This is a genomic window from Microbacterium sp. lyk4-40-TSB-66 (assembly GCF_030209475.1).
In the GTDB taxonomy this organism is placed as follows: domain Bacteria; phylum Actinomycetota; class Actinomycetes; order Actinomycetales; family Microbacteriaceae; genus Microbacterium.
Genome location: NZ_JARVRW010000001.1, coordinates 415,709 through 434,321, shown reverse-complemented (window position 1 = coordinate 434,321; position 18,613 = coordinate 415,709). Strand labels below are relative to the sequence as shown.

Annotated in this window: 19 protein-coding genes; 4 read left to right on the top strand and 15 right to left on the bottom strand. The window is 68.3% G+C overall.

Going from position 1 to position 18,613, the window contains the following annotated elements; all coding sequences use genetic code 11:
- Positions 1–15 precede the first annotated feature (15 nt).
- Positions 16–981, bottom strand: coding sequence for a sugar-binding transcriptional regulator (locus QRO03_RS01935; protein ID WP_285135834.1), 966 nt, complete (start codon positions 979–981; stop codon positions 16–18).
- 110 nt (positions 982–1,091) lie between these two features.
- Between QRO03_RS01935 and QRO03_RS01930 the strand changes: the two genes are divergently transcribed.
- The 3 genes from QRO03_RS01930 to glpK all read left to right on the top strand — a co-directional run bounded on the left by QRO03_RS01930 (position 1,092) and on the right by glpK (position 5,275).
- Positions 1,092–2,810: a glycerol-3-phosphate dehydrogenase/oxidase gene (locus QRO03_RS01930; protein WP_285135833.1), complete on the top strand. Its 1,719-nt coding sequence runs from the start codon at positions 1,092–1,094 to the stop codon at positions 2,808–2,810.
- Between the two features lie 123 nt (positions 2,811–2,933).
- The gene (locus QRO03_RS01925) at positions 2,934–3,689 is read left to right on the top strand and encodes an MIP/aquaporin family protein (RefSeq protein WP_285135832.1); all 756 of its coding nucleotides are present in this window, start codon (positions 2,934–2,936) and stop codon (positions 3,687–3,689) included.
- A 74-nt stretch (positions 3,690–3,763) separates the two neighbouring features.
- Positions 3,764–5,275, top strand: coding sequence for a glycerol kinase GlpK (gene glpK, locus QRO03_RS01920; RefSeq protein ID WP_285135831.1), 1,512 nt, complete (start codon positions 3,764–3,766; stop codon positions 5,273–5,275).
- A 138-nt stretch (positions 5,276–5,413) separates the two neighbouring features.
- Here the strand turns inward: glpK and QRO03_RS01915 are convergent, their stop codons facing one another.
- Both QRO03_RS01915 and QRO03_RS01910 read right to left on the bottom strand, forming a co-directional pair.
- On the bottom strand, positions 5,414–5,893 hold the full coding sequence (locus tag QRO03_RS01915; protein WP_285135830.1) for a hypothetical protein: 480 nt from the start codon (positions 5,891–5,893) through the stop codon (positions 5,414–5,416).
- A gap of 64 nt (positions 5,894–5,957) precedes the next feature.
- Positions 5,958–6,434 carry an OsmC family protein gene (locus QRO03_RS01910; RefSeq protein WP_285135829.1) on the bottom strand — a complete coding sequence of 159 codons (477 nt, stop codon included), beginning with the start codon at positions 6,432–6,434 and terminating at the stop codon, positions 5,958–5,960.
- A 104-nt stretch (positions 6,435–6,538) separates the two neighbouring features.
- Between QRO03_RS01910 and QRO03_RS01905 the strand changes: the two genes are divergently transcribed.
- Positions 6,539–7,519 carry an asparaginase gene (locus QRO03_RS01905; protein ID WP_285135828.1) on the top strand — a complete coding sequence of 327 codons (981 nt, stop codon included), beginning with the start codon at positions 6,539–6,541 and terminating at the stop codon, positions 7,517–7,519.
- A gap of 16 nt (positions 7,520–7,535) precedes the next feature.
- On the opposite strand, the gene QRO03_RS01900 is transcribed toward QRO03_RS01905, so the two are convergent.
- From QRO03_RS01900 to atpB, 12 genes are all read right to left on the bottom strand, one after another.
- The gene (locus tag QRO03_RS01900) at positions 7,536–9,068 is read right to left on the bottom strand and encodes an APC family permease (RefSeq protein ID WP_285135827.1); all 1,533 of its coding nucleotides are present in this window, start codon (positions 9,066–9,068) and stop codon (positions 7,536–7,538) included.
- A gap of 126 nt (positions 9,069–9,194) precedes the next feature.
- On the bottom strand, positions 9,195–9,968 hold the full coding sequence (locus QRO03_RS01895; protein ID WP_285135826.1) for a PP2C family protein-serine/threonine phosphatase: 774 nt from the start codon (positions 9,966–9,968) through the stop codon (positions 9,195–9,197).
- A gap of 251 nt (positions 9,969–10,219) precedes the next feature.
- A complete protein-coding gene (locus tag QRO03_RS01890) occupies positions 10,220–10,888 on the bottom strand; it encodes a large exoprotein (RefSeq protein ID WP_285135825.1) in 669 nt (222 codons plus the stop codon).
- 95 nt (positions 10,889–10,983) lie between these two features.
- Positions 10,984–11,739 (bottom strand): YaaA family protein, encoded by a 756-nt coding sequence (locus QRO03_RS01885; protein WP_285135824.1) that lies wholly within the window; start codon positions 11,737–11,739, stop codon positions 10,984–10,986.
- A 70-nt stretch (positions 11,740–11,809) separates the two neighbouring features.
- Positions 11,810–12,070 carry a F0F1 ATP synthase subunit epsilon gene (locus QRO03_RS01880; protein WP_285135823.1) on the bottom strand — a complete coding sequence of 87 codons (261 nt, stop codon included), beginning with the start codon at positions 12,068–12,070 and terminating at the stop codon, positions 11,810–11,812.
- Between the two features lies 1 nt (position 12,071).
- Positions 12,072–13,520, bottom strand: a complete 1,449-nt coding sequence (gene atpD / locus QRO03_RS01875) for a F0F1 ATP synthase subunit beta (RefSeq protein WP_055958085.1) — start codon at positions 13,518–13,520, stop codon at positions 12,072–12,074.
- A gap of 22 nt (positions 13,521–13,542) precedes the next feature.
- Positions 13,543–14,442, bottom strand: a complete 900-nt coding sequence (locus QRO03_RS01870) for a F0F1 ATP synthase subunit gamma (RefSeq protein ID WP_183418135.1) — start codon at positions 14,440–14,442, stop codon at positions 13,543–13,545.
- A 25-nt stretch (positions 14,443–14,467) separates the two neighbouring features.
- Positions 14,468–16,099, bottom strand: coding sequence for a F0F1 ATP synthase subunit alpha (atpA, locus tag QRO03_RS01865; RefSeq protein WP_285135822.1), 1,632 nt, complete (start codon positions 16,097–16,099; stop codon positions 14,468–14,470).
- 62 nt (positions 16,100–16,161) lie between these two features.
- Entirely contained in the window at positions 16,162–16,950 is a 789-nt protein-coding gene (locus tag QRO03_RS01860) for a F0F1 ATP synthase subunit delta (protein ID WP_285135821.1), read from the bottom strand.
- Entirely contained in the window at positions 16,950–17,510 is a 561-nt protein-coding gene (locus QRO03_RS01855) for a F0F1 ATP synthase subunit B (RefSeq protein ID WP_285135820.1), read from the bottom strand. Before QRO03_RS01855 ends, QRO03_RS01860 begins: the two co-directional genes overlap by 1 nt.
- 34 nt (positions 17,511–17,544) lie before the next feature.
- Positions 17,545–17,778 (bottom strand): F0F1 ATP synthase subunit C, encoded by a 234-nt coding sequence (atpE, locus tag QRO03_RS01850; protein WP_043360904.1) that lies wholly within the window; start codon positions 17,776–17,778, stop codon positions 17,545–17,547.
- Between the two features lie 44 nt (positions 17,779–17,822).
- Entirely contained in the window at positions 17,823–18,542 is a 720-nt protein-coding gene (atpB, locus tag QRO03_RS01845; protein WP_374206528.1) for a F0F1 ATP synthase subunit A, read from the bottom strand.
- Positions 18,543–18,613 lie beyond the last annotated feature (71 nt).

Below are 18,613 nucleotides of genomic sequence, written 5' to 3'. Positions count from 1 at the left end.
GGAGCCCGGGTGCGCTCAGCGGGTGACGCTGAGCAGGCGGCGGGCGAGCGCCTCTTCGACGACGAGTTCGGTGACCAGTCCCGCGGCGAGCGCCCCGCGCAGACCGTCGAGCTTCGACAGGCTCGACACGACGCAGAACCGCCGGGGGATGCGGCGGACGGTGTCGAGATCGGGTCCGCTGGAGCGGGCGTTCAGCTCGGGGATGTCGCTCGACCCGTCCGCGCGGTAGAACACCGTCGCGCAGTCGCCGACGACGCCCTCACGCTCGATCACCGCGCGGTCGCGTTCGTCGAAGTAGTCGCCGCTGTACACGTGCGAGGGCACGTCGGCGTGGGGCGAGCCGAGGCCGAACACGAACAGCCCCACCCGCTGCTGGATCTCCAGCACCGACCGCACCGAGCGCTCGCGCCACATGGCGTGCTTGGTGCGCGGGTCGTCGAACAGCGCCGGCACCGGGAATTGGTGCACCGACGACGACCACGCCGCGCCGAACTTCGACAGGATCTCCCCCGCGTACGGGATGCCGGAGGTGCGGACGTTCGCGGCCCCGTTCATCTGCACGATGTGGGTGTCGTGCACGTCCTTGAGCGGAACGTGGCGGGCCACCGCCGACAGCGTCGACCCCCATGCCACCCCGACGGTCATGGACGACTCGACGCGCTCGGCGAGGATGCGCGCCGCGGTCAGGGCCGTCCGCTCCAGGCGCTCGGCTTCGGAGGTGCGAGCGGGCGTCGGGACGACGTGCGCGGTGATGCCGAACCGGTCGGCGATGCGCTGCGCCATCTGCCCGCGGGCGTCATCGGGAGGGCTGATCGAGATGGTGACGAGCCCCACGTCGCGGGCATGCTGCAGCAGCCGCGACACGGAGGAGCGCGAGACGCGCATCTCGTGCGCGATGGCATCCATCGTGAGGTCCTGCATGTAGTACAGCTGCGCGGCCCGCAGCGCGTCGCGGGAGCGCTCCTCGGCCTGTGTCGTCACGGTCTCTTCGCCTTCACAGAGCCCATTCTGCACGTTTGTTCAAGGGGCTTGCAACAACGTGCAGACAGGCGCATTCTCATCGGGTACCCCAACGAAAGGTCGCAGTCGACATGTCGTCCCCCGCAACTTCGCTCCGCGCCGATGTGCAGGCGCTCCGTGACGCCGAAGACCTCGACGTCCTGATCATCGGCGGGGGCATCAACGGCCTCGCCACTCTCCGCGACCTCGCCCTGCAGGGCGTGAAGGTCGCCCTCGTCGAGCGCGGCGACTTCGTCTCGGGAGCGTCCTCGGCGTCGAGCCACATGGTGCACGGCGGCATCCGTTACCTCGAGAACGGCGAGTTCCGTCTCGTGAAAGAGGCCGTGACCGAGCGCAACGACCTGCTCAAGACCGCCCCGCACTACGTCAAGCCGCTCGAGACGACGATCCCGATCTACAAGACGTTCTCCGGCATCCTCTCCGCGCCCTTCCGACTGCTGGTCACGCACGGCCGCGGCAAGCCCAACGAGCGCGGCGCCCTGCTGATCAAGGTCGGCCTGATCATGTACGACACCTTCTCGCGCGACGGCGGCTCGGTTCCCCGGCACAAGTTCCTCGGCAAGAAGAAGTCGCTCGCCGAACTCCCCCAGCTCAACTCCGACCTCGCGTACACCGCAACCTACTTCGACGCCTCCATGCACGATCCGGAGCGCATCGCACTCGACGTGCTGCGCGACGGCATCGAGGCCGGCGGCGGCCGCACGCAGGCGGTCAACTACGTCTCGGCCGTCGGTGCGGACGCGAACGGCGTCCGCGTCCGCGACGAGGTCTCGGGCGAGGAGTTCAGCGTCAAGGCGAAGGTCGTACTGAACACGGCCGGCCCCTGGACCGACCTGGCGAACGCGGCCATGGGGCTCACGACGTCGTTCATGGGCGGTACCAAGGGCTCGCACATCGTGCTCGACAACCCGGAGCTGCTCGCGGCGACCGGCGGACGCGAGATCTTCTTCGAGCACTCCGACGGCCGCATCGTGCTCATCTACCCGCTCAAGGGTCGGGTGCTCGTCGGCACCACCGACATCGACGCCGACCCGTCGAAGCCGGTCGTGTGCACCGACGACGAGATCGCCTACTTCTTCGACCTCATCGGTCACGTCTTCCCGAACGTCGCGGTGGACAGCTCGCAGATCGTCTACACGTTCTCCGGCATCCGTCCGCTCCCCCGCCACGACGACACCGCCCCCGGCTTCGTGTCGCGCGACTACCGCATCGTCGAGGACGAGATCGCCGGCGTCCCCGCCCTGAGCCTCGTCGGCGGCAAGTGGACGACCTTCCGTGCCCTCGCCGAGCACATGAGCATGAAGACGCTGCAGAAGCTGCGTCGTCCGCACCGCGTCAGCACCCAGGGGCTGGCGATCGGCGGCGGCGCGGGATTCCCCGCCACCCCCGAGCAGCGTCGTCGCTGGATCTCGGCGCGCACGGATGCGCACAGCGCCGACCTCGTCGAGGCGATGCTCGAGCGCTACGGCACGCGCGCCGACGCGATCCTCGCCGCCCTCCCGTCGGAGCCGACCCCGGTCCCCGACGCTCCCGGGTACTACCGGGAGGAGCTGACCTGGATCGCCGAGAACGAGCAGGTGGTGCACCTGATCGACGTGCTGCTGCGCCGGACCCACCTCGCGTTCGTCGGCGGCATGACCGATCGCACGCTCCGCGAGGTCGCCGAGACGATCGCCGCACCGCTCGGGTGGGACGCCGATCGCGTCGACGAGGAAGTCTCCCGTACTACCGGGATTCTGCGGTCTTCGCACCGTGTCGACCTCGCGCAGGCCGGGGTCGCACGAATCTGAGAGAACGTGCGGGCGCGGCATCTGTTCCGCGCCCGCACGCCGGTCGTAGGTTCAGAGCACTGAGCCGCATAACATCACCCGCGCCGAAGTTGTCCGGGTGACCGAAGAAAGGTCGATGACGACATGCAAGAAGTGAACCTGGGGCTGTACTTCCTCTCGGAGGTGGTCGGCACCGCGATGCTCATCCTGCTGGGCTGCGGCGTGGTCGCGAACGTGGCCCTTGCCAAGACCAAGGGCAACGCCGGCGGAACCCTGATGGTCAACTGGGGATGGGGCCTGGCGGTCTTCGCCGGTGTCATCGTCTCCGCGTACTCCGGCGCCCAGCTGAACCCCGCGGTCTCGATCGGCCTGCTGGTGGCCGGCAAGATCGTCTTCGTCCAGTTCCTCGTGGCCGTCGCCGCGCAGATGGTGGGTGCCATCATCGGTGCCGTGCTCGCCTGGGCCTCCTACAAGCAGCACTTCGACGACGAGCCCGACCCCGCCGCCAAGCTCGGCGTCTTCTCGACCGGTCCCGCCATCCGCTCCTACGGCTTCAACTTCCTCACCGAGGTCATCGCGACCTTCGTCCTGGTGTTCGTGATCTTCGGCTTCGGCGACTACGGCGTGGCCGACATCGGCGTCCCGGGAGGCATCGGCGGTCTCGCGGCTGTCCCCGTGGCCCTGCTCGTGGTCGGTATCGGCGCCTCGCTGGGTGGCCCGACCGGCTACGCCATCAACCCCGCCCGTGACCTCGGACCCCGCATCGCCCACGCCATCCTGCCCATCAAGGGCAAGGGCAGCAGCGACTGGGGTTACGCCTGGGTCCCCGTGGCCGGCCCCCTCGTCGGTGGTCTGCTCGCGGGTCTGCTGGCGCCCGTCCTCCTCGGCCTCGGCTCGTGATCCCCGGGGCGCCGCAACCGGCGCCCCGGCCGCTTTCCCACCTCTTCCCCGAAACAAGACAAAGGAGTCACTTCATGGCTGACTACGTCCTCGCCATCGACCAGGGCACGACCTCCACCCGCGCGATGATCTTCGACAAGTCCGGGAGCGTCGTCTCCGTCGGACAGAAGGAGCACGAGCAGATCTTCCCCCGCGCGGGGTGGGTCGAGCACGACCCCCTCGAGATCTGGCGCAACACCCAGGAGGTGATCGGCCTGGCCCTCAGCCGCGCCGACATCACCCGCCACGACATCGCCGCGGTGGGCATCACCAACCAGCGCGAGACCGCGGTGGTGTGGGACAAGAACACCGGCAAGCCCGTGTACAACGCCATCGTCTGGCAGGACACGCGCACGCAGTCCATCGTCGACCGCCTCGCCGACGGCGACCCCGAGCGCTACAAGAGCGTCGTGGGCCTGCCGCTGGCGACCTACTTCTCGGGCACGAAGATCGTCTGGATCCTCGAGAACGTCGACGGCGCCCGGGAGAAGGCCGAGGCCGGCGATCTCATCTTCGGCACCACCGACACCTGGGTGCTGTGGAACCTCACCGGCGGCACCGATGGCGGCGTGCACGCGACCGACGTCACCAACGCGAGCCGCACGCTGTTCATGGATCTCGAGACGCTCTCGTGGCGCGACGACATCCTGTCCGACTTCGGTGTCCCCCGCTCGATGATGCCCGAGATCCGCTCCTCCTCCGAGGTCTACGGTGCGGTGGAGTCCTCGTCGCTGCTTCGCGAGACCCCGATCGCCGGCATCCTGGGCGACCAGCAGGCCGCGACCTTCGGCCAGGCGGCCTTCGATCCGGGCGAGAGCAAGAACACCTACGGCACGGGCAACTTCCTCATCTTCCAGACGGGCGAGGAGATCGTCCACTCGAAGAACGGGCTGCTGACGACGCTGGGATACAAGCTCGGCGAGCAGCCCGCCCGCTACGCGCTCGAGGGGTCGATCGCCGTCACCGGGTCGCTCATCCAGTGGCTGCGCGACCAGCTCGGCATCATCTCCTCGGCCCCCGAGGTCGAAGCCCTCGCCTCGGGCGTCGACGACAACGGCGGGGTGTACTTCGTCCCCGCGTTCTCGGGTCTTTTCGCCCCCTACTGGCGTCCAGACGCCCGCGGCGCCATCGTCGGAATGACGCGCTACGTCAACAAGGGCCACATCGCCCGCGCCGCACTGGAGGCCACCGCCTTCCAGACGCGAGAGGTCCTCGACGCCGTCAACGCCGATTCCGGCGTCGACCTCGCCGAGCTGAAGGTCGACGGCGGCATGACCGCCAACGACGCCCTCATGCAGTTCCAGGCGGACATCCTCGGCGTCCCGGTCGTGCGTCCGGTCGTGGCCGAGACCACCGCTCTCGGCGCCGCCTACGCCGCGGGTCTGGCCGTCGGGTTCTGGGACAACCTCGACGACCTCCGCGCCAACTGGCAGGAGGACAAGCGCTGGGAGCCGAACATGGATTCCGGCGAGCGCGAGCGCGAGCTGCGCCTGTGGAAGAAGGCCGTCTCGAAGTCCATGGACTGGATCGACGACGACGTGCGCTGAGCGCCCTCCTCACGATCGGAACCCCGTCGGCGTCCTGCCGGCGGGGTTCCGTCGTCCCGTGGTTCCTCGGAGCGCCCGATGCCGCGGAGAGAAGCCGGGCCCGCAGACACCGGCGCACCGGCATCCGGATGCCGTGTCTCAGCGCTGCGGCTTCGGGTACGCCGCGCGTACCGCGTCGGACTGCAGGTAGTCCGAGACGCCGATCAGCAGGATCGCGAACAGGATCTGCTCGGTGACCACCCAGAACGGGTAGAGGCCGGGGATGGCCGCCAGGACGAGCGCGACGACGGGGAAGATGCGACTGAACAACTGCAGACGCCGGAACGCCCAGTACCACCCCGCGCGTGCCCGCCAGAGGAAGTAGAACAGCGTCGTGGTGATCGCCAGCACCACGAGGCAGCGCATCCACACCGCGAACCCCACGTCGCCGCCGTTCAGCGTCATCACGGAGGCGACGACGACGGTGGCCACCCCGAGGACGAAGCCGGCGGCCAGCAGGATCGTCATCGCGCGGAAAGCGCGCCGCACCTTCGGCTCGTCGGACACGGCGACGCGGTGATCCGCCGCCCGCCCGCCGGCGAGCCGGTCGAGGCGGCGCAGGGCCGGTTCGAGCTCCATGCGCTCACTGTACGACGCCCTGCTCACGCCGGCGGCTCCGCCGCCGTCGTCGCGGCCGCCGAGATCATCCTCGGCCGACGGTGATCTCCGCCTCGTGGCGCACGGGGAAGTTCACCGAGTTCGCGATGAAGCACCACTCGCGCGCCTGTCGGTGCGCCGCGCGCGCGGCATCCACCATGGATTCCTCCGCGACCCGCACGCGGGGGCGCAGCACCACCTCGGTGAAGGCTCCCCCGCTGTTGCCGTCCTCCTGCATCGTGCCGGTCGCGTCGTCCTCGTAGGCCGTGACGACGACCCCGGTCGTAGTGCAGGCGTGCAGGTACGACAGCAGATGGCACTCGCTGAGGGCCGCGAGAAGCAGCTCTTCCGGGTTCCACTTGGCGGGGTCGCCCCGGAAGGGCTTGTCGGCGGATGCCGCGATGGCCGGCTTCCCCTCGACCTCCAGGGTGACGGCGCGGTCGTAATCGCGATAGCCGCTGGTGCCGCTCCCCCGATCGCCGGTCCAGGTCGAGCGCAAGCGGTAGTGATGCTCTCCGTTCATGCCCCCAGTCTGCCGCCCCCCGCGTCCGAGCGGGCCGCTCCGTCCGTCCGGGCTCGCCCCGGAGCCACCGGTGGCGAAGGAGGCGGCCGGGATACCATGGAGGGATGCCCACGCCCCCCGCTTTCGCCGAGCTCGCCGTCGTCGACCGCAACGGATTCGTCGAGTCGCGGCACCACGGTGTCGCGGTCGTCCTGGCCCCCGACGGGTCCGAGAAGCTCACCCTCGGCGACGCCACGGCCGCCTTCCTCCCCCGCTCCAGCATGAAGCCCCTGCAGGCGCTCGCGTGCCTCTCGGCCGGGGTCGACCTCGCCGACGAACGTCTCGCGATCTCGATGGCGAGTCACTGCGGCACCGAGCAGCACGTCGAGGTGGCCCGCGGCATCCTGCAGTCGGCGGGTCTGACCGAGGACGACCTCGGCTGCCCCGCCGCGTGGCCCTCCGACGCTGCGTCCCGCGACGAGCTCGTCCGCGATCACGGGGCTCCTTCGCCCCTCCGCATGAACTGCTCCGGCAAGCACGCCGCGATGCTGTCGACGTGCGTCGCCAACGGATGGTCGATCGAGGACTACCTCGACGTGCAGCACCCCCTCCAGGTGCACATCCGCGAGGTGATCGAGCGCCTCATCGGCGAGCGACTCACCACCACCGCGATCGACGGCTGCGGGGCACCGGTGTACGCGATGAGCCTCGTGGGCCTCGCCCGCGCCATCCAGCGCATCGCCACGTCGTCCGAGCGGTCCCCCTTCGCGCTGCACCGCAGCGCCGGAACGCTGGTGCGCGCCGTGCGCGAGCACCCCTGGACGATCGACGGCCCGGGCCGCCCCGACACCGTCGTCATCGAGCGCCTCGGCGTCTTCAGCAAGATGGGCGCCGAGGGCGTGCAGGTCATGACGGCCCCCGACGGCACGACCGTCGCCCTGAAGATGCTCGACGGATCGAACCGCGCCGGCCACGTCGTGGCGCTGCGGTTGCTGGAACGCACCGGCGCTCTGACGCCGGAAGCCGTCGCCGACGCCGTTTCGCACCTCTCGCTGTCGGTCCTCGGGGGCGGACGCGAGGTGGGCGCGATCCGCGCCGCCGTCTGACGACGGCGGCCGATCCTCACATCCCGCCGTCCACCGACCTCGGGTAGGCGATGGGCTCGTCGGGCACGAGCACCTCGGTGTCGCGGTTGAGGCTCTCGCCCCGGAAGAACGGCTTCGCGCCGGGGAAGGCGAACCAGATCACCATCAGCACGACACCGATCGCGAGCGCGCCGATCCCCACGACGAAGGTCCCCCCGATCCCGAGCAGGACGGTGTTGCCGTACTCGGGGTCGTACATGTCGATCGCCGACTGGATGAAGGCGTACGTGAGCATGAGGGCTCCGAGAAGCGGCAGGATGCCACGGGTGACGAGGTTCTTCGCCGAGGAGGTCAGCTCACGGCGGAAGTACCAGACGCAGGCGTATCCGGTCATGGCGTAGTAGAACGCGATCGCCAGACCGAGGGACAGGATCGAATCCTGCAGGATGTCGTCGCTGATGAGGGTCATGCCCACGTAGTAGACGCTCGCGACGATGCCCATCACGAGGGTCGAGAACGACGGCGTGCGGTAGCGCGGGTGCACCGTCTGGAAGCGGCGCGGGAGGGCCTTGTACGCCGCCATCGCCAGGGTTCCGCGCGCGGTGGGGAGGATCGTCGTCTGGGTCGAGGACACGGCGGAGATGAGCACCGCGACGATGAGCACCCACCCGAACGGACCGAAGAGCCCGTCTTTGAGCGCCAGGAACACGTCATCCGCGTTCTCGGGGTTCGCCAGTCCCGCGCCGTCCTCGCCGACACCGGCATACATCATCGCAGCGACCGTCACCGTGACGTACGTGCCGAGCAGGATCACGGTCGTCAGCAGTGCCGCCCGACCGGGGATGCGCTTGGGGTCCTTCGTCTCCTCATTGAGGGCGAGGCACGTGTCCCATCCCCAGTAGATGAACAGGGCCAGCAGCACCGCCTCGATGAAGCCGCTGTAGTCGCTGAAGCCGAACGGGTTGAACCAGGCGAGGTCGAAGGGGGTCGGGTTGGGGGCGGTACCGTCGAAGAACTTCCACAGCGCCAGCACCACGAACAGCGCCAGCACGAGGTACTGCACACCGAGCAGGACGTTCTGGATGCGCTCGCCGATCTCCACCCCGCGGTAGCTGACGTACGTCATCGCCGCGATGAAGGCCACGCCCGTCGCCGTGACGAGCGGCACGTTCTCTGCGAGCGATCCGTCGCCGATCAGCGACCAGAGGTAGATGCCCGCGATCTGGGAGAGGTTCGCCAGCACCACCATGCCGGCCACGGCCACGCCCCACCCGCCCATCCACCCGATCCACGGCCCGAAGGCTTTCGTGCTCCAGGTGAACGTCGTCCCGCAATCGGGCACATCGTTGTTCAGCTCGCGATAGGCGAAGGCGATGAACAGCATCGGGATGAACGCGATGATGAAGGCGATCGGCGCCGACGATCCCACCGCCAGCACGACGAAGCCCAGGGTCGCCACGAGGGAGTACACCGGGGCGGTGGATGCCAGACCGATCACGGTCGAGCCCCACAAACCCAGGGTGCCGGTGGCCAGGCCCTTGCCGGACGTGCGTTCGGGTGCAGCGGTCATGTCCCGAACGTAGGATCCGCGGCCTATCGCGGTCAAGCGGAGTCTTCGTGCCGGGCGGCCGGGACGTCCGGCGTCACGACGGAGGGCGGGACCGGTGCGCCACCGCCGCGTGGGTGGCGCGCTGTGTCAGGAGTCGCGACGCACGACGTCGAGGACGACGATCGTGATGTTGTCGCGGCCGCCGTTCTCAAGGGCCGCCGCCATCATCGCCTCGACCGCGGCGGCGGGGTCGGAGTTGGCCTCGAGGAAGTGACGGATGCCGAAATCGGTGAGCTCTTTGGTGAGTCCGTCCGAGCAGATCACGAAGCGGTCGCCGTCGAGGACGTCGAGTCGCAGGTAGTCGGGCTTGACGCTGTCGCTGGGTCCGACGGCGCGGGTGATGACGTTGCCGTAAGGGTGGTTCTCGGCCTCTTCGGGGCTGAGGCGACCCGCGGCGATGAGCTCTTGGACGACGGAGTGGTCGGTGGTGACCTGGACGATCTCGCCGTCACGCAGCACGTACACGCGCGAGTCGCCGATGTTCAGCGTCACCCAGTGGGGCTCTTCGGTGTGCGTCTCGAGGTAGACCCCCGTGAGCGTCGTCCCGGTGCCCTCGTCGGTGGTCTCGGGGTGCGAGACGATGTCCTTCACCGCCCGCGACAGCGCTTTCTCGATGTTCTTGGTCGAGACCGCGCCACCTTCGACGACGGCACGCAGGCGGTCGACCGTGCTCGCGCTGGCGATCTCCCCACCCAGATGACCGCCCATTCCGTCGGCGACGACGAAGAGGGGGAACTCGGCGAGGACGGCGTCCTGGTTGACCTCGCGCCGGCGGCCCGTGTCGGTGCCGGCAGCCCACGACAGCTGCAGCGTCGTCGACCCCAACGGGACGTTGCGCGTGTGGGTGGTCACCTCGGGCACGAACGATCCTCCGGTTGGCCGACGACAGCGCCGGCGGATACGCACGGCCCTGTCATCCTAGTAGACGCCCGGACGCCACCCGCGAACCTCGCTCGTGCGGCGGGCCAACGGGGGTCCTGAAGCGTCCGCCACGCAGCCGGCCGTGCGCTGCTCGCGCGAGCCCTGATGGCGCGCCCGCTGCGCAGTACCACGCGAGCCCGACTGCGGAGACGACGAAGGGCCTCCCGCAGTGCGAGAGGCCCTTCCCCGGTTCAGTACTGCGGCGGTGCGGGCGGCGGAGGCGTGGTGCCCGGGGCCGGAGGCGGCGTGGAGCCCGTCGCGGGGCCACCGTAGCCGGGGCCACCGTAGCCGGGGCCACCGTAGCCGGGGCCCCCGGTGCCGGAGACGGACTGGCTGGGCTGCACCGGGATGCCGTCCCAGACGGTCTTGTCCGCGGCGACGGTGTTCGCCCACGGTGCGGGCGCGATGGCGGGGTTCCAGCGGGCGGACCCGAAGGCCAGGATGCCGAGCCAGATCAACGTTCCGATGCCGGGGATGAGCCACAGAAGCAACAACGGCCAGTCCTTGCCGAACTTCAGACCGATCCGCCAGGCGACCACGACGCTCGCCGCGACCGCGACGAGACCGAAGACGAAGCCGATGACCGGGATGTTGCTCAGGACGCTCGCGCCGACCACCACGATGAGGTAAGCCCACGGCGAGACGTCGCCGAGCTTCGCGGCGACGAGCGTGTTGTAGATCGGCACCCAGGCGCGCCACTTGCCCTGCACCCCGGCCTTCTCGAAGATCTTCATGAGGAAGAACGACGAGATGATGTACCCCGCGAAGATGCTGATGAGCAGCAGGGGCAGAAGAACGATCAGGAACGCGAGGGCCGCGAAGCCGCTCCCGTCGTCGTACGTGTAAGACGAGTCACTCATGTGGATTCCTTTCCAGGCGAGTGCGCGACGAAGCATCCGTGCGCCCCGTGCGCTCACATGCTAGCGAAGCTGTGAGAACACTGAAAGACGCGTCTTCATCCTCGGACGACCAGGGCGACTTCACCGTCCACCCCGTCGACGATGGTCCACCCCATCGACTCCGCCGACGCTCGGAGGTCGTCGACGTCGCCGATCGACGGTCGATGCCGCGCGAGCGATCGCACGAACGCCCCCTTCGCGTGCTTGTTGAAGTGGTTCAGTGCGCGTGCCGCTCCCCCCGGTGTCGGTGTCACGACGCGGATGTACGCCGACGCGACCGTCGACGGGAGGGGCCCGAGGGCGACGTACGCTTCGGATCGAAGGTCGAGCACGAAGTCGGGGGTACGAGCCGCGACCGCAGCGCGGACCGCGTCAGCCCACACGCGGCGCAGCGACGCGACGCCCGGGAGCGACGTGCCCGCCGCCAGTCGATAGGTAGGAATCCGGTCGAGGGCGCCCACCGGCCCCAGAGGAGCCGATTGGATGGCGACATGTGCGCCGAGCCAGGCCCGCGCCTCGCCGTCGAGGGACGCGGCATCCAGCGCGTCGTAGAGCACTCCCGTGTAGCGGTCCACGGCGGCCATCGTGGGCCCGGTGCGCAGGGCCGCGTTGTCGGCGATCTCGTGACGACGTCTCGCGCTTAGCTTGAGCACTCGTGCGGCTGCGTCCTCATCGGCTGAAAGAGCGACCAGGGCGTCCACGACGGCCTCACGCGGCTCACGGAGGGTCGGGAAGGCGAGGCGGTCGAGATCGAGCGGCGCGCCCTCGCCTCCGGGGCGCTTGGTCTCGGACGGGGGAAGCAGGACGAGCATGTGCACTCCGGGAAAACAACGACGCGCGCCGCCCGATGATCGGGCGACGCGCGTCAGCGATGAAGCGGCGTCAGGAGACGAGTGAGGCGTTTCCGGCGACGATGGTCAGCTCGTCGCTCGCCATCGACAGGAAGCCGTCCTCGGCGTTGGCCAGGATCTTCGTGCCGTCGGTGCGGGTGATGCGCACCTCGCCCTGGGCGAGGATCGCGAGCACCGGCTCATGCCCCTGCATGAAGCCGATCTCACCCTCGACGGTCTTGGCGACGACGAGCGTCGCCTCCCCCGTCCACACCTCGGCGTCTGCCGACACCAGGCTCACGCGCAACGACATGTCAGCCGTTCTCCTTCTGGATCTGCGCCCACTTGGCCTCGACGTCGGCGATGCCACCGACGTTGAAGAACGCCTGCTCGGCGACGTGGTCGAAGTCACCCTTGACGATCGCGTCGAACGACTCGATGGTCTCCTTGATCGGGACCGTGGAGCCCTCGACGCCGGTGAACTTCTTCGCCATGTAGGTGTTCTGCGAGAGGAACTGCTGGATGCGACGTGCACGCGACACGACGATCTTGTCTTCCTCGGAGAGCTCGTCGACACCGAGGATGGCGATGATCTCCTGCAGTTCCTTGTTCTTCTGGAGGATCTGCTTCACATTGGTGGCCACGCGGTAGTGGTCGGCACCGATGTAGCGGGGGTCGAGGATGCGGCTCGTCGACGTCAGCGGGTCGATGGCCGGGTACAGGCCCTTCGACGCGATCTCACGCGAGAGCTCGGTGGTCGCGTCGAGGTGCGCGAAGGTCGTCGCCGGGGCCGGGTCGGTGTAGTCGTCGGCGGGCACGTAGATGGCCTGGAGCGACGTGATCGAGTGGCCACGCGTCGAGGTGATGCGCTCCTGGAGCACACCCATCTCGTCGGCGAGGTTGGGCTGATAACCCACGGCCGAGGGCATGCGGCCCAGCAGCGTCGAGACCTCGGAGCCGGCCTGCGTGAAGCGGAAGATGTTGTCGATGAACAACAGCACGTCCTGCTTCTGCACGTCGCGGAAGTACTCCGCCATCGTCAGGGCCGACAGGGCGACGCGCAGACGCGTTCCCGGCGGCTCGTCCATCTGGCCGAACACGAGGGCGGTCTTGTCGAAGACACCCGCCTCTTCCATCTCGGCGATGAGGTCGTTGCCCTCACGAGTGCGCTCACCGACACCGGCGAACACGGACACCCCACCGTGGTCCTGCGCGACGCGCTGGATCATCTCCTGGATGAGGACGGTCTTGCCGACACCGGCGCCACCGAAGAGGCCGATCTTTCCACCCTGCACGTAGGGGGTCAGAAGGTCGATCGACTTGATGCCGGTCTCGAACATCTCGGTCTTGGACTCGAGCTGGTCGAAGCTCGGCGCCTTGCGGTGGATGCCCCAGCGCTCGGTGACCTCGATGGTCTCACCGGGAACGCCGTTGAGCACCTCACCGGTGACGTCGAACACCTTGCCCTTGGTCACGTCTCCGACGGGCACCGAGATGGGGCCGCGGGTGTCGCGCACTTCCTGACCGCGGACCATGCCGTCGGTGGGCTTGAGCGAGATGGCTCGGACGAGGTCGTCACCGAGGTGCTGGGCGACCTCGAGGGTGATCTCGGTCGACTGGTCACCGATGGTGATCGTGGTCTTCAGCGCGTTGTAGATCTCGGGGATCGCGTCATGCGGGAACTCGATGTCGACGACCGGGCCGGTGACGCGCGCGACGCGTCCGACGACGGCCGCGTCGGTCTTCTCGGCGGTGAGGCTCATGGCTTCTTCTCTCCTTGGGAACTTACTTGCCGGATGCCAGGGCATCGGCGCCGCCGACGATCTCGGCGATCTGCTGCGTGATCTCCGCCTGACGCGCGTTGTTGCGCAGGCGGGTGTAGTCGGTGATGAGCTTGTCGGCGTTGTCGCTCGCCGACTTCATGGCCTTCTGGGTCGCGGCGTGCTTCGCGGCCGACGACTGCAGGAGGGCATTGAAGATACGGCTCTGCACGTACGTCGGCAGAAGCGCGTCGAGCACGGTCTCTGCGTCGGGCTCGAACTCGTACAGCGGGTAGACCTCGGACTGCGCCGGTGCTTCGTCCGCCTCGATGACCTCGAGGGGAAGGAGACGCACGGACTCCGGCGACTGGGTCATCATGCTGACGAAACGGTTGTACACGAGGTGGATCTCATCGACGCCGTCGTTCTCGCCGCCGGCCCGGTACGCCTCGAGGACGGCATCCGAGATGGCCTCCGCCGTCGAGAACTGCGGGGTGTCGGTGTCGCCCACCCACTGTGCGACGCTCGGCATGCGACGGAACTGGAAGTATCCGACGGCCTTGCGCCCCACCAGGTAGTAGACGACCTCTTTCCCCTGCGACCGCAGCAGCTCGCTCAGCTCGAGACCCTCGCGGAGGATCTGCGAATTGAACGCGCCGGCGAGGCCGCGGTCGGACGTGAAGATGACCACGGCCGATCGGCGGATGTTCTCGCGCTCGGTCGTCAGCGGGTGATCGACCGACGAGTACGTCGCCACGGCGGAGACGGCGTTCGTCACGGCCTTCGCGAAGGGCGACGCCGCGCGCACACGCGCCATCGCCTTCTGGATGCGAGAGGCCGCGATGAGCTCCATCGCCTTCGTGATCTTCTTGGTCGTCTGAGCAGAAGAGATCTTCTGCTTGTAGACCCGCAGTTGTGCGCCCATGATTCCGTTCTCGTGTCGTCGCTACTCAGCGACGGCCTTTGACGATCCGCTCCTGGTTGACGTCTTCCGCGCCGGCGGCGTCGACCTTCTCTGCGCCGATGACGCTCTGGTCCTTGCCGGGCTGGAACTCCTTCGAGAAGGCATCGACGTGCTTCTCGAGCTCGGCGAGGGTGTCGTCACCGAGCGCGTTGGTCTCACGCAGGGTGTCGAGCACCGTCGAGTTGCGACGGAGGTAGTCGAGGAGTTCGCGCTCGAAGCGGAGCACGTCGGAGACCTCGACGGTGTCGAGCTTCCCGTTCGTACCCGCCCAGATCGAGACGACCTGCTCCTCGACCGGGTAGGGCGAGTACTGCGGCTGCTTGAGCAGCTCGGTCAGACGCGCTCCACGGGCGAGCTGACGACGTGACGCCGCATCGAGGTCGCTCGCGAACATCGCGAACGCTTCGAGCGAGCGGTACTGGGCCAGCTCGAGCTTCAGCGTGCCCGAGACCTTCTTGATCGACTTCACCTGAGCGTCGCCACCGACGCGGGAGACCGAGATACCCACGTCGACCGCGGGGCGCTGGTTGGCGTTGAACAGGTCGGACTGCAGGAAGATCTGTCCGTCGGTGATCGAGATCACGTTGGTCGGGATGTACGCCGAGACGTCGTTCGCCTTGGTCTCGATGATCGGCAGACCCGTCATCGAACCTGCACCGAGCTCGTCGGACAGCTTCGCGCAACGCTCGAGCAGACGCGAGTGGAGGTAGAAGACGTCACCGGGGTACGCCTCGCGGCCCGGCGGGCGGCGGAGCAGCAGCGACACGGCGCGGTACGCCTCGGCCTGCTTCGACAGGTCGTCGAAGATGATGAGGACGTGCTTGCCGCCGTACATCCAGTGCTGGCCGATGGCCGAACCGGTGTAGGGGGCGAGGTACTTGAAGCCGGCGGGGTCGGAGGCCGGGGCCGCGACGATGGTGGTGTACTCCATCGCGCCGGCGTCTTCGAGGGCACCCTTCACCGAGGCGATGGTGGAACCCTTCTGACCGATGGCGACGTAGATGCAGCGCACCTGCTTGTCGACATCGCCGGACTCCCAGTTCGCACGCTGGTTGATGATCGTGTCGATCGCGATGGCCGTCTTGCCGGTCTGGCGGTCGCCGATGATCAGCTGACGCTGTCCGCGTCCGACCGGGATCATCGCGTCGATGGCCTTGATACCGGTCTGCAGCGGCTCGTGCACGCTCTTGCGCTGCATGACGCCGGGAGCCTGCAGCTCCAATGCGCGACGACCCTCGGTCGCGATCTCGCCGAGACCGTCGATCGGGTTTCCGAGCGGGTCGACGACGCGACCCAGGTAGCCGTCACCGACGCCGACCGAGAGCACCTCACCCGTACGGGTGACGCTCTGACCCTCTTCGATGCCGGAGAACTCGCCGAGCACGACGACACCGATCTCGTTCTCGTCGAGGTTCTGAGCCAGGCCCAGAGTGCCGTTCGCGAAGCGGATGAGCTCGTTGGCCATCACGCCGGGAAGGCCCTCGACGTGCGCGATGCCGTCGGCCGCGTCGACGACGGCGCCGACCTCGGTCGCCGCAGCGCCGGTGGGCTCGTAGGCGTTGACGAAGTCCTTCAGCGCGTCACGAATGACGTCGGGGCTGATAGAGAGATCTGCCATTGTCTTCCTTCGTTCGTGGGGCACTCGGCCCCCAGATCCACGCCCGCTCGGGCGGAAAGTCTTTAGCCTGCGATCCGCTGGCGGAGGTCGGCGAGACGTGCGGACACGCTCGCGTCGATGATGTCGTCCGCGACCTGCACACGCAGTCCGCCGAGCACCGTCGGGTCGATCACGGTGTTGAGCGTGACCGCTGAGCCGTATCGCGCGCTGAGGGAGTTCTGCAGGCGGACCTGCTGGTCGTCGCGCAGCGGGGTGGCGGCGTACACCGTCGCGACGATGCGTGCACGCTGGTCGGCGACGATGCGCTCGGCCCGGCGCAGCAGAGCGCGCACCCGCCGACCGCGGGCGTGCTCCACCAGCGACGAGACGATGAGCGCGGTGCCGGCACTGGCGCGTCCGTCGAGCAGCTTCGAGACGAGGTCGCTCTTCGCCGTGGCACCGCCGAGGCGACCACCCAGCGCGAGCTCGAGCTCGCCATTGGATGCGACCGTGCGCGAGAACGAGAACAGCTCCGCCTCGATGTCGGCCGGCTCGGCCACCGAGGTCGCCTGCACGGCGAGCTCTTCGAGCCCCTCGATGAACTCGCCGGAGTTCGACCAGCGCTGTTGGGCGGCGCTGGAGAGCAGCGCCACCGTCGCCGGCTGGTACGACGGACCGAAGACCGCCGAGACCAGACCCGCACGCGCGGCGGGCGGCACCGACGAGTCGGACAGCGCGCCGCTCAGCTGCGCCGAGCCGCTCACGGCGGCGACGGCCGCGAACAGCTCGCGCGCGACGTCGAGATCGACGCCCGACGTGGAGGCCAGCGCCTCCGACGTCGCGGTGCGGGCCTGAGTGGTCGCGCTGCCCATTACTTGGCCGCCTTCTCGGAGGCCTCGAGCTCGGCGAGGAAGCGGTCGACCACGGCGTTCGCACGCGCGTCATCGGTCAGCGTCTCACCGATCACGTTGCCGGCGAGGTCGACCGCGAGGGTACCGACCTCGGTGCGCAGCTGCACGAGAGCCGTCTGACGCTCGGCCTCGATCTGCGCGTGCGCGCTGGCGGTGATGCGCGCAGCCTCGGTGGCGGCGGTCTCTTTCGCCTCGGCGACGATCTTGCGACCGTCCTGCGTCGCGCCCTCACGGATCTCACCGGCCTGCTTGCGCGCTTCGGCAAGCTGGGCGGTGTACTCCTCGAGGGCGGCCTCGGCCTGTCGCTGGGCCTCGTCGGCCTTGGCGATGTTGCCCTCGATGGCCGCACTGCGCTCGTCGAGCAGCTTCGCCATGCGCGGCAGAGCCACACGCCACACCACGATGGCGATGATGACGAAGCACACCGCCGACCAGATGATGTCGTACGCGGCAGGCAGGAGCGGGTTCTGCGCTTCTTCGCCCGCGGGCTCCGCGGCGAGTGTGACAAGAGCGTTCAGCATCCTGTCTCCTTACAGTGAGTCGAGAGCGGCCGGATCAGGTGAAGATGAAGCCGGTCGCGATACCGATGAAGGCGAGCGCCTCGGTGAAGGCGATACCGATGAACATCAGGACCTGCAGGCGGCCCGCGAGTTCGGGCTGACGGGCGACACCCTCGATCGTCTTGCCGACGACGATGCCCACGCCGATGGCGGGGCCGATGGCGGCGAGGCCGTAGCCGATCGTGGCGACGTTACCGGTGACCTGGGCGAGAACCGTAGTTGCGTCCACGGGTTTTTTCCTTTCGTTGGGTGGCTCGGCGTGCGCCGGGCCGCTCAGTGCTCTTCTGCGACCGCGAGCTGGATGTAGACCGCGGTGAGGATCGCGAAGACGTACGCCTGGAGGAAGGCGACGAAGATTTCGAACAGGGTGAAGGCGAGACCGAAGGCGAGGGATCCGGCGCCGAGCGCCGTCCACCAGCCGCCGAGCCCGACGACGAAGAACTGCGTCGCCGAGAAGAACAGCACGAGCATGAGGTGACCGACGACCATGTTCATCAGCAGACGCAGCGTCAGCGTGACGGGGCGGATGATGAAGGTCGAGAGGAACTCGAGCGGGACGATGATGATGTACAGCGGCCACGGAACGCCCGAGGGCAGCAGGGCGTTCTTGAAGAAGCCCCCGGGGCTCTTCTTGATGCCCGCGTAGATGAACGTGACGTAGGCGACGATCGCGAGCAGCATGGGCACGGCGATGACGCTGGTGCCGGCGATGTTCAGGAACGGGATGACACCCGTGATGTTCATGAACAGCACCATGAAGAAGATCGTGGTGAGGATGGGCAGGAACCGACGCCCGTCCTTCTTGCCCAGGATGTCTTCGGCGATGTTGACGCGAACGAAGTCGAGGCCCATCTCGGCGACGCTCTGGAAGCGCCCGGGGACGATCTTCATACGCCGCGTGCCGAGCACGAGGAAGAGGACGAGGGCCAGCGTCGCCAGCATCTGCGTGAGGTTGATACGCGTGATCGCGAAGATCGTGCCCTCGAACAGCACCGCATCGGGGAAGAATTCCGAGATGGACGGCGGGTGGAACTCGGCACCCGCGGACGCGAAGTTCGTGATCA

Coding starts and splice junctions, on each gene's coding strand:
- QRO03_RS01930 (WP_285135833.1), top strand. CDS start 1,092: ATGTCGTCCCCCGCAACTTCGCTCCGCGCCGATGTGCAGGCGCTCCGT.
- QRO03_RS01925 (WP_285135832.1), top strand. CDS start 2,934: ATGCAAGAAGTGAACCTGGGGCTGTACTTCCTCTCGGAGGTGGTCGGC.
- glpK (WP_285135831.1), top strand. CDS start 3,764: ATGGCTGACTACGTCCTCGCCATCGACCAGGGCACGACCTCCACCCGC.
- QRO03_RS01915 (WP_285135830.1), bottom strand. CDS start 5,893: ATGGAGCTCGAACCGGCCCTGCGCCGCCTCGACCGGCTCGCCGGCGGG.
- QRO03_RS01910 (WP_285135829.1), bottom strand. CDS start 6,434: ATGAACGGAGAGCATCACTACCGCTTGCGCTCGACCTGGACCGGCGAT.
- QRO03_RS01905 (WP_285135828.1), top strand. CDS start 6,539: ATGCCCACGCCCCCCGCTTTCGCCGAGCTCGCCGTCGTCGACCGCAAC.
- QRO03_RS01900 (WP_285135827.1), bottom strand. CDS start 9,068: ATGACCGCTGCACCCGAACGCACGTCCGGCAAGGGCCTGGCCACCGGC.
- QRO03_RS01890 (WP_285135825.1), bottom strand. CDS start 10,888: ATGAGTGACTCGTCTTACACGTACGACGACGGGAGCGGCTTCGCGGCC.
- QRO03_RS01885 (WP_285135824.1), bottom strand. CDS start 11,739: ATGCTCGTCCTGCTTCCCCCGTCCGAGACCAAGCGCCCCGGAGGCGAG.
- QRO03_RS01880 (WP_285135823.1), bottom strand. CDS start 12,070: ATGTCGTTGCGCGTGAGCCTGGTGTCGGCAGACGCCGAGGTGTGGACG.
- atpD (WP_055958085.1), bottom strand. CDS start 13,520: ATGAGCCTCACCGCCGAGAAGACCGACGCGGCCGTCGTCGGACGCGTC.
- QRO03_RS01870 (WP_183418135.1), bottom strand. CDS start 14,442: ATGGGCGCACAACTGCGGGTCTACAAGCAGAAGATCTCTTCTGCTCAG.
- atpA (WP_285135822.1), bottom strand. CDS start 16,099: ATGGCAGATCTCTCTATCAGCCCCGACGTCATTCGTGACGCGCTGAAG.
- QRO03_RS01860 (WP_285135821.1), bottom strand. CDS start 16,950: ATGGGCAGCGCGACCACTCAGGCCCGCACCGCGACGTCGGAGGCGCTG.
- QRO03_RS01855 (WP_285135820.1), bottom strand. CDS start 17,510: ATGCTGAACGCTCTTGTCACACTCGCCGCGGAGCCCGCGGGCGAAGAA.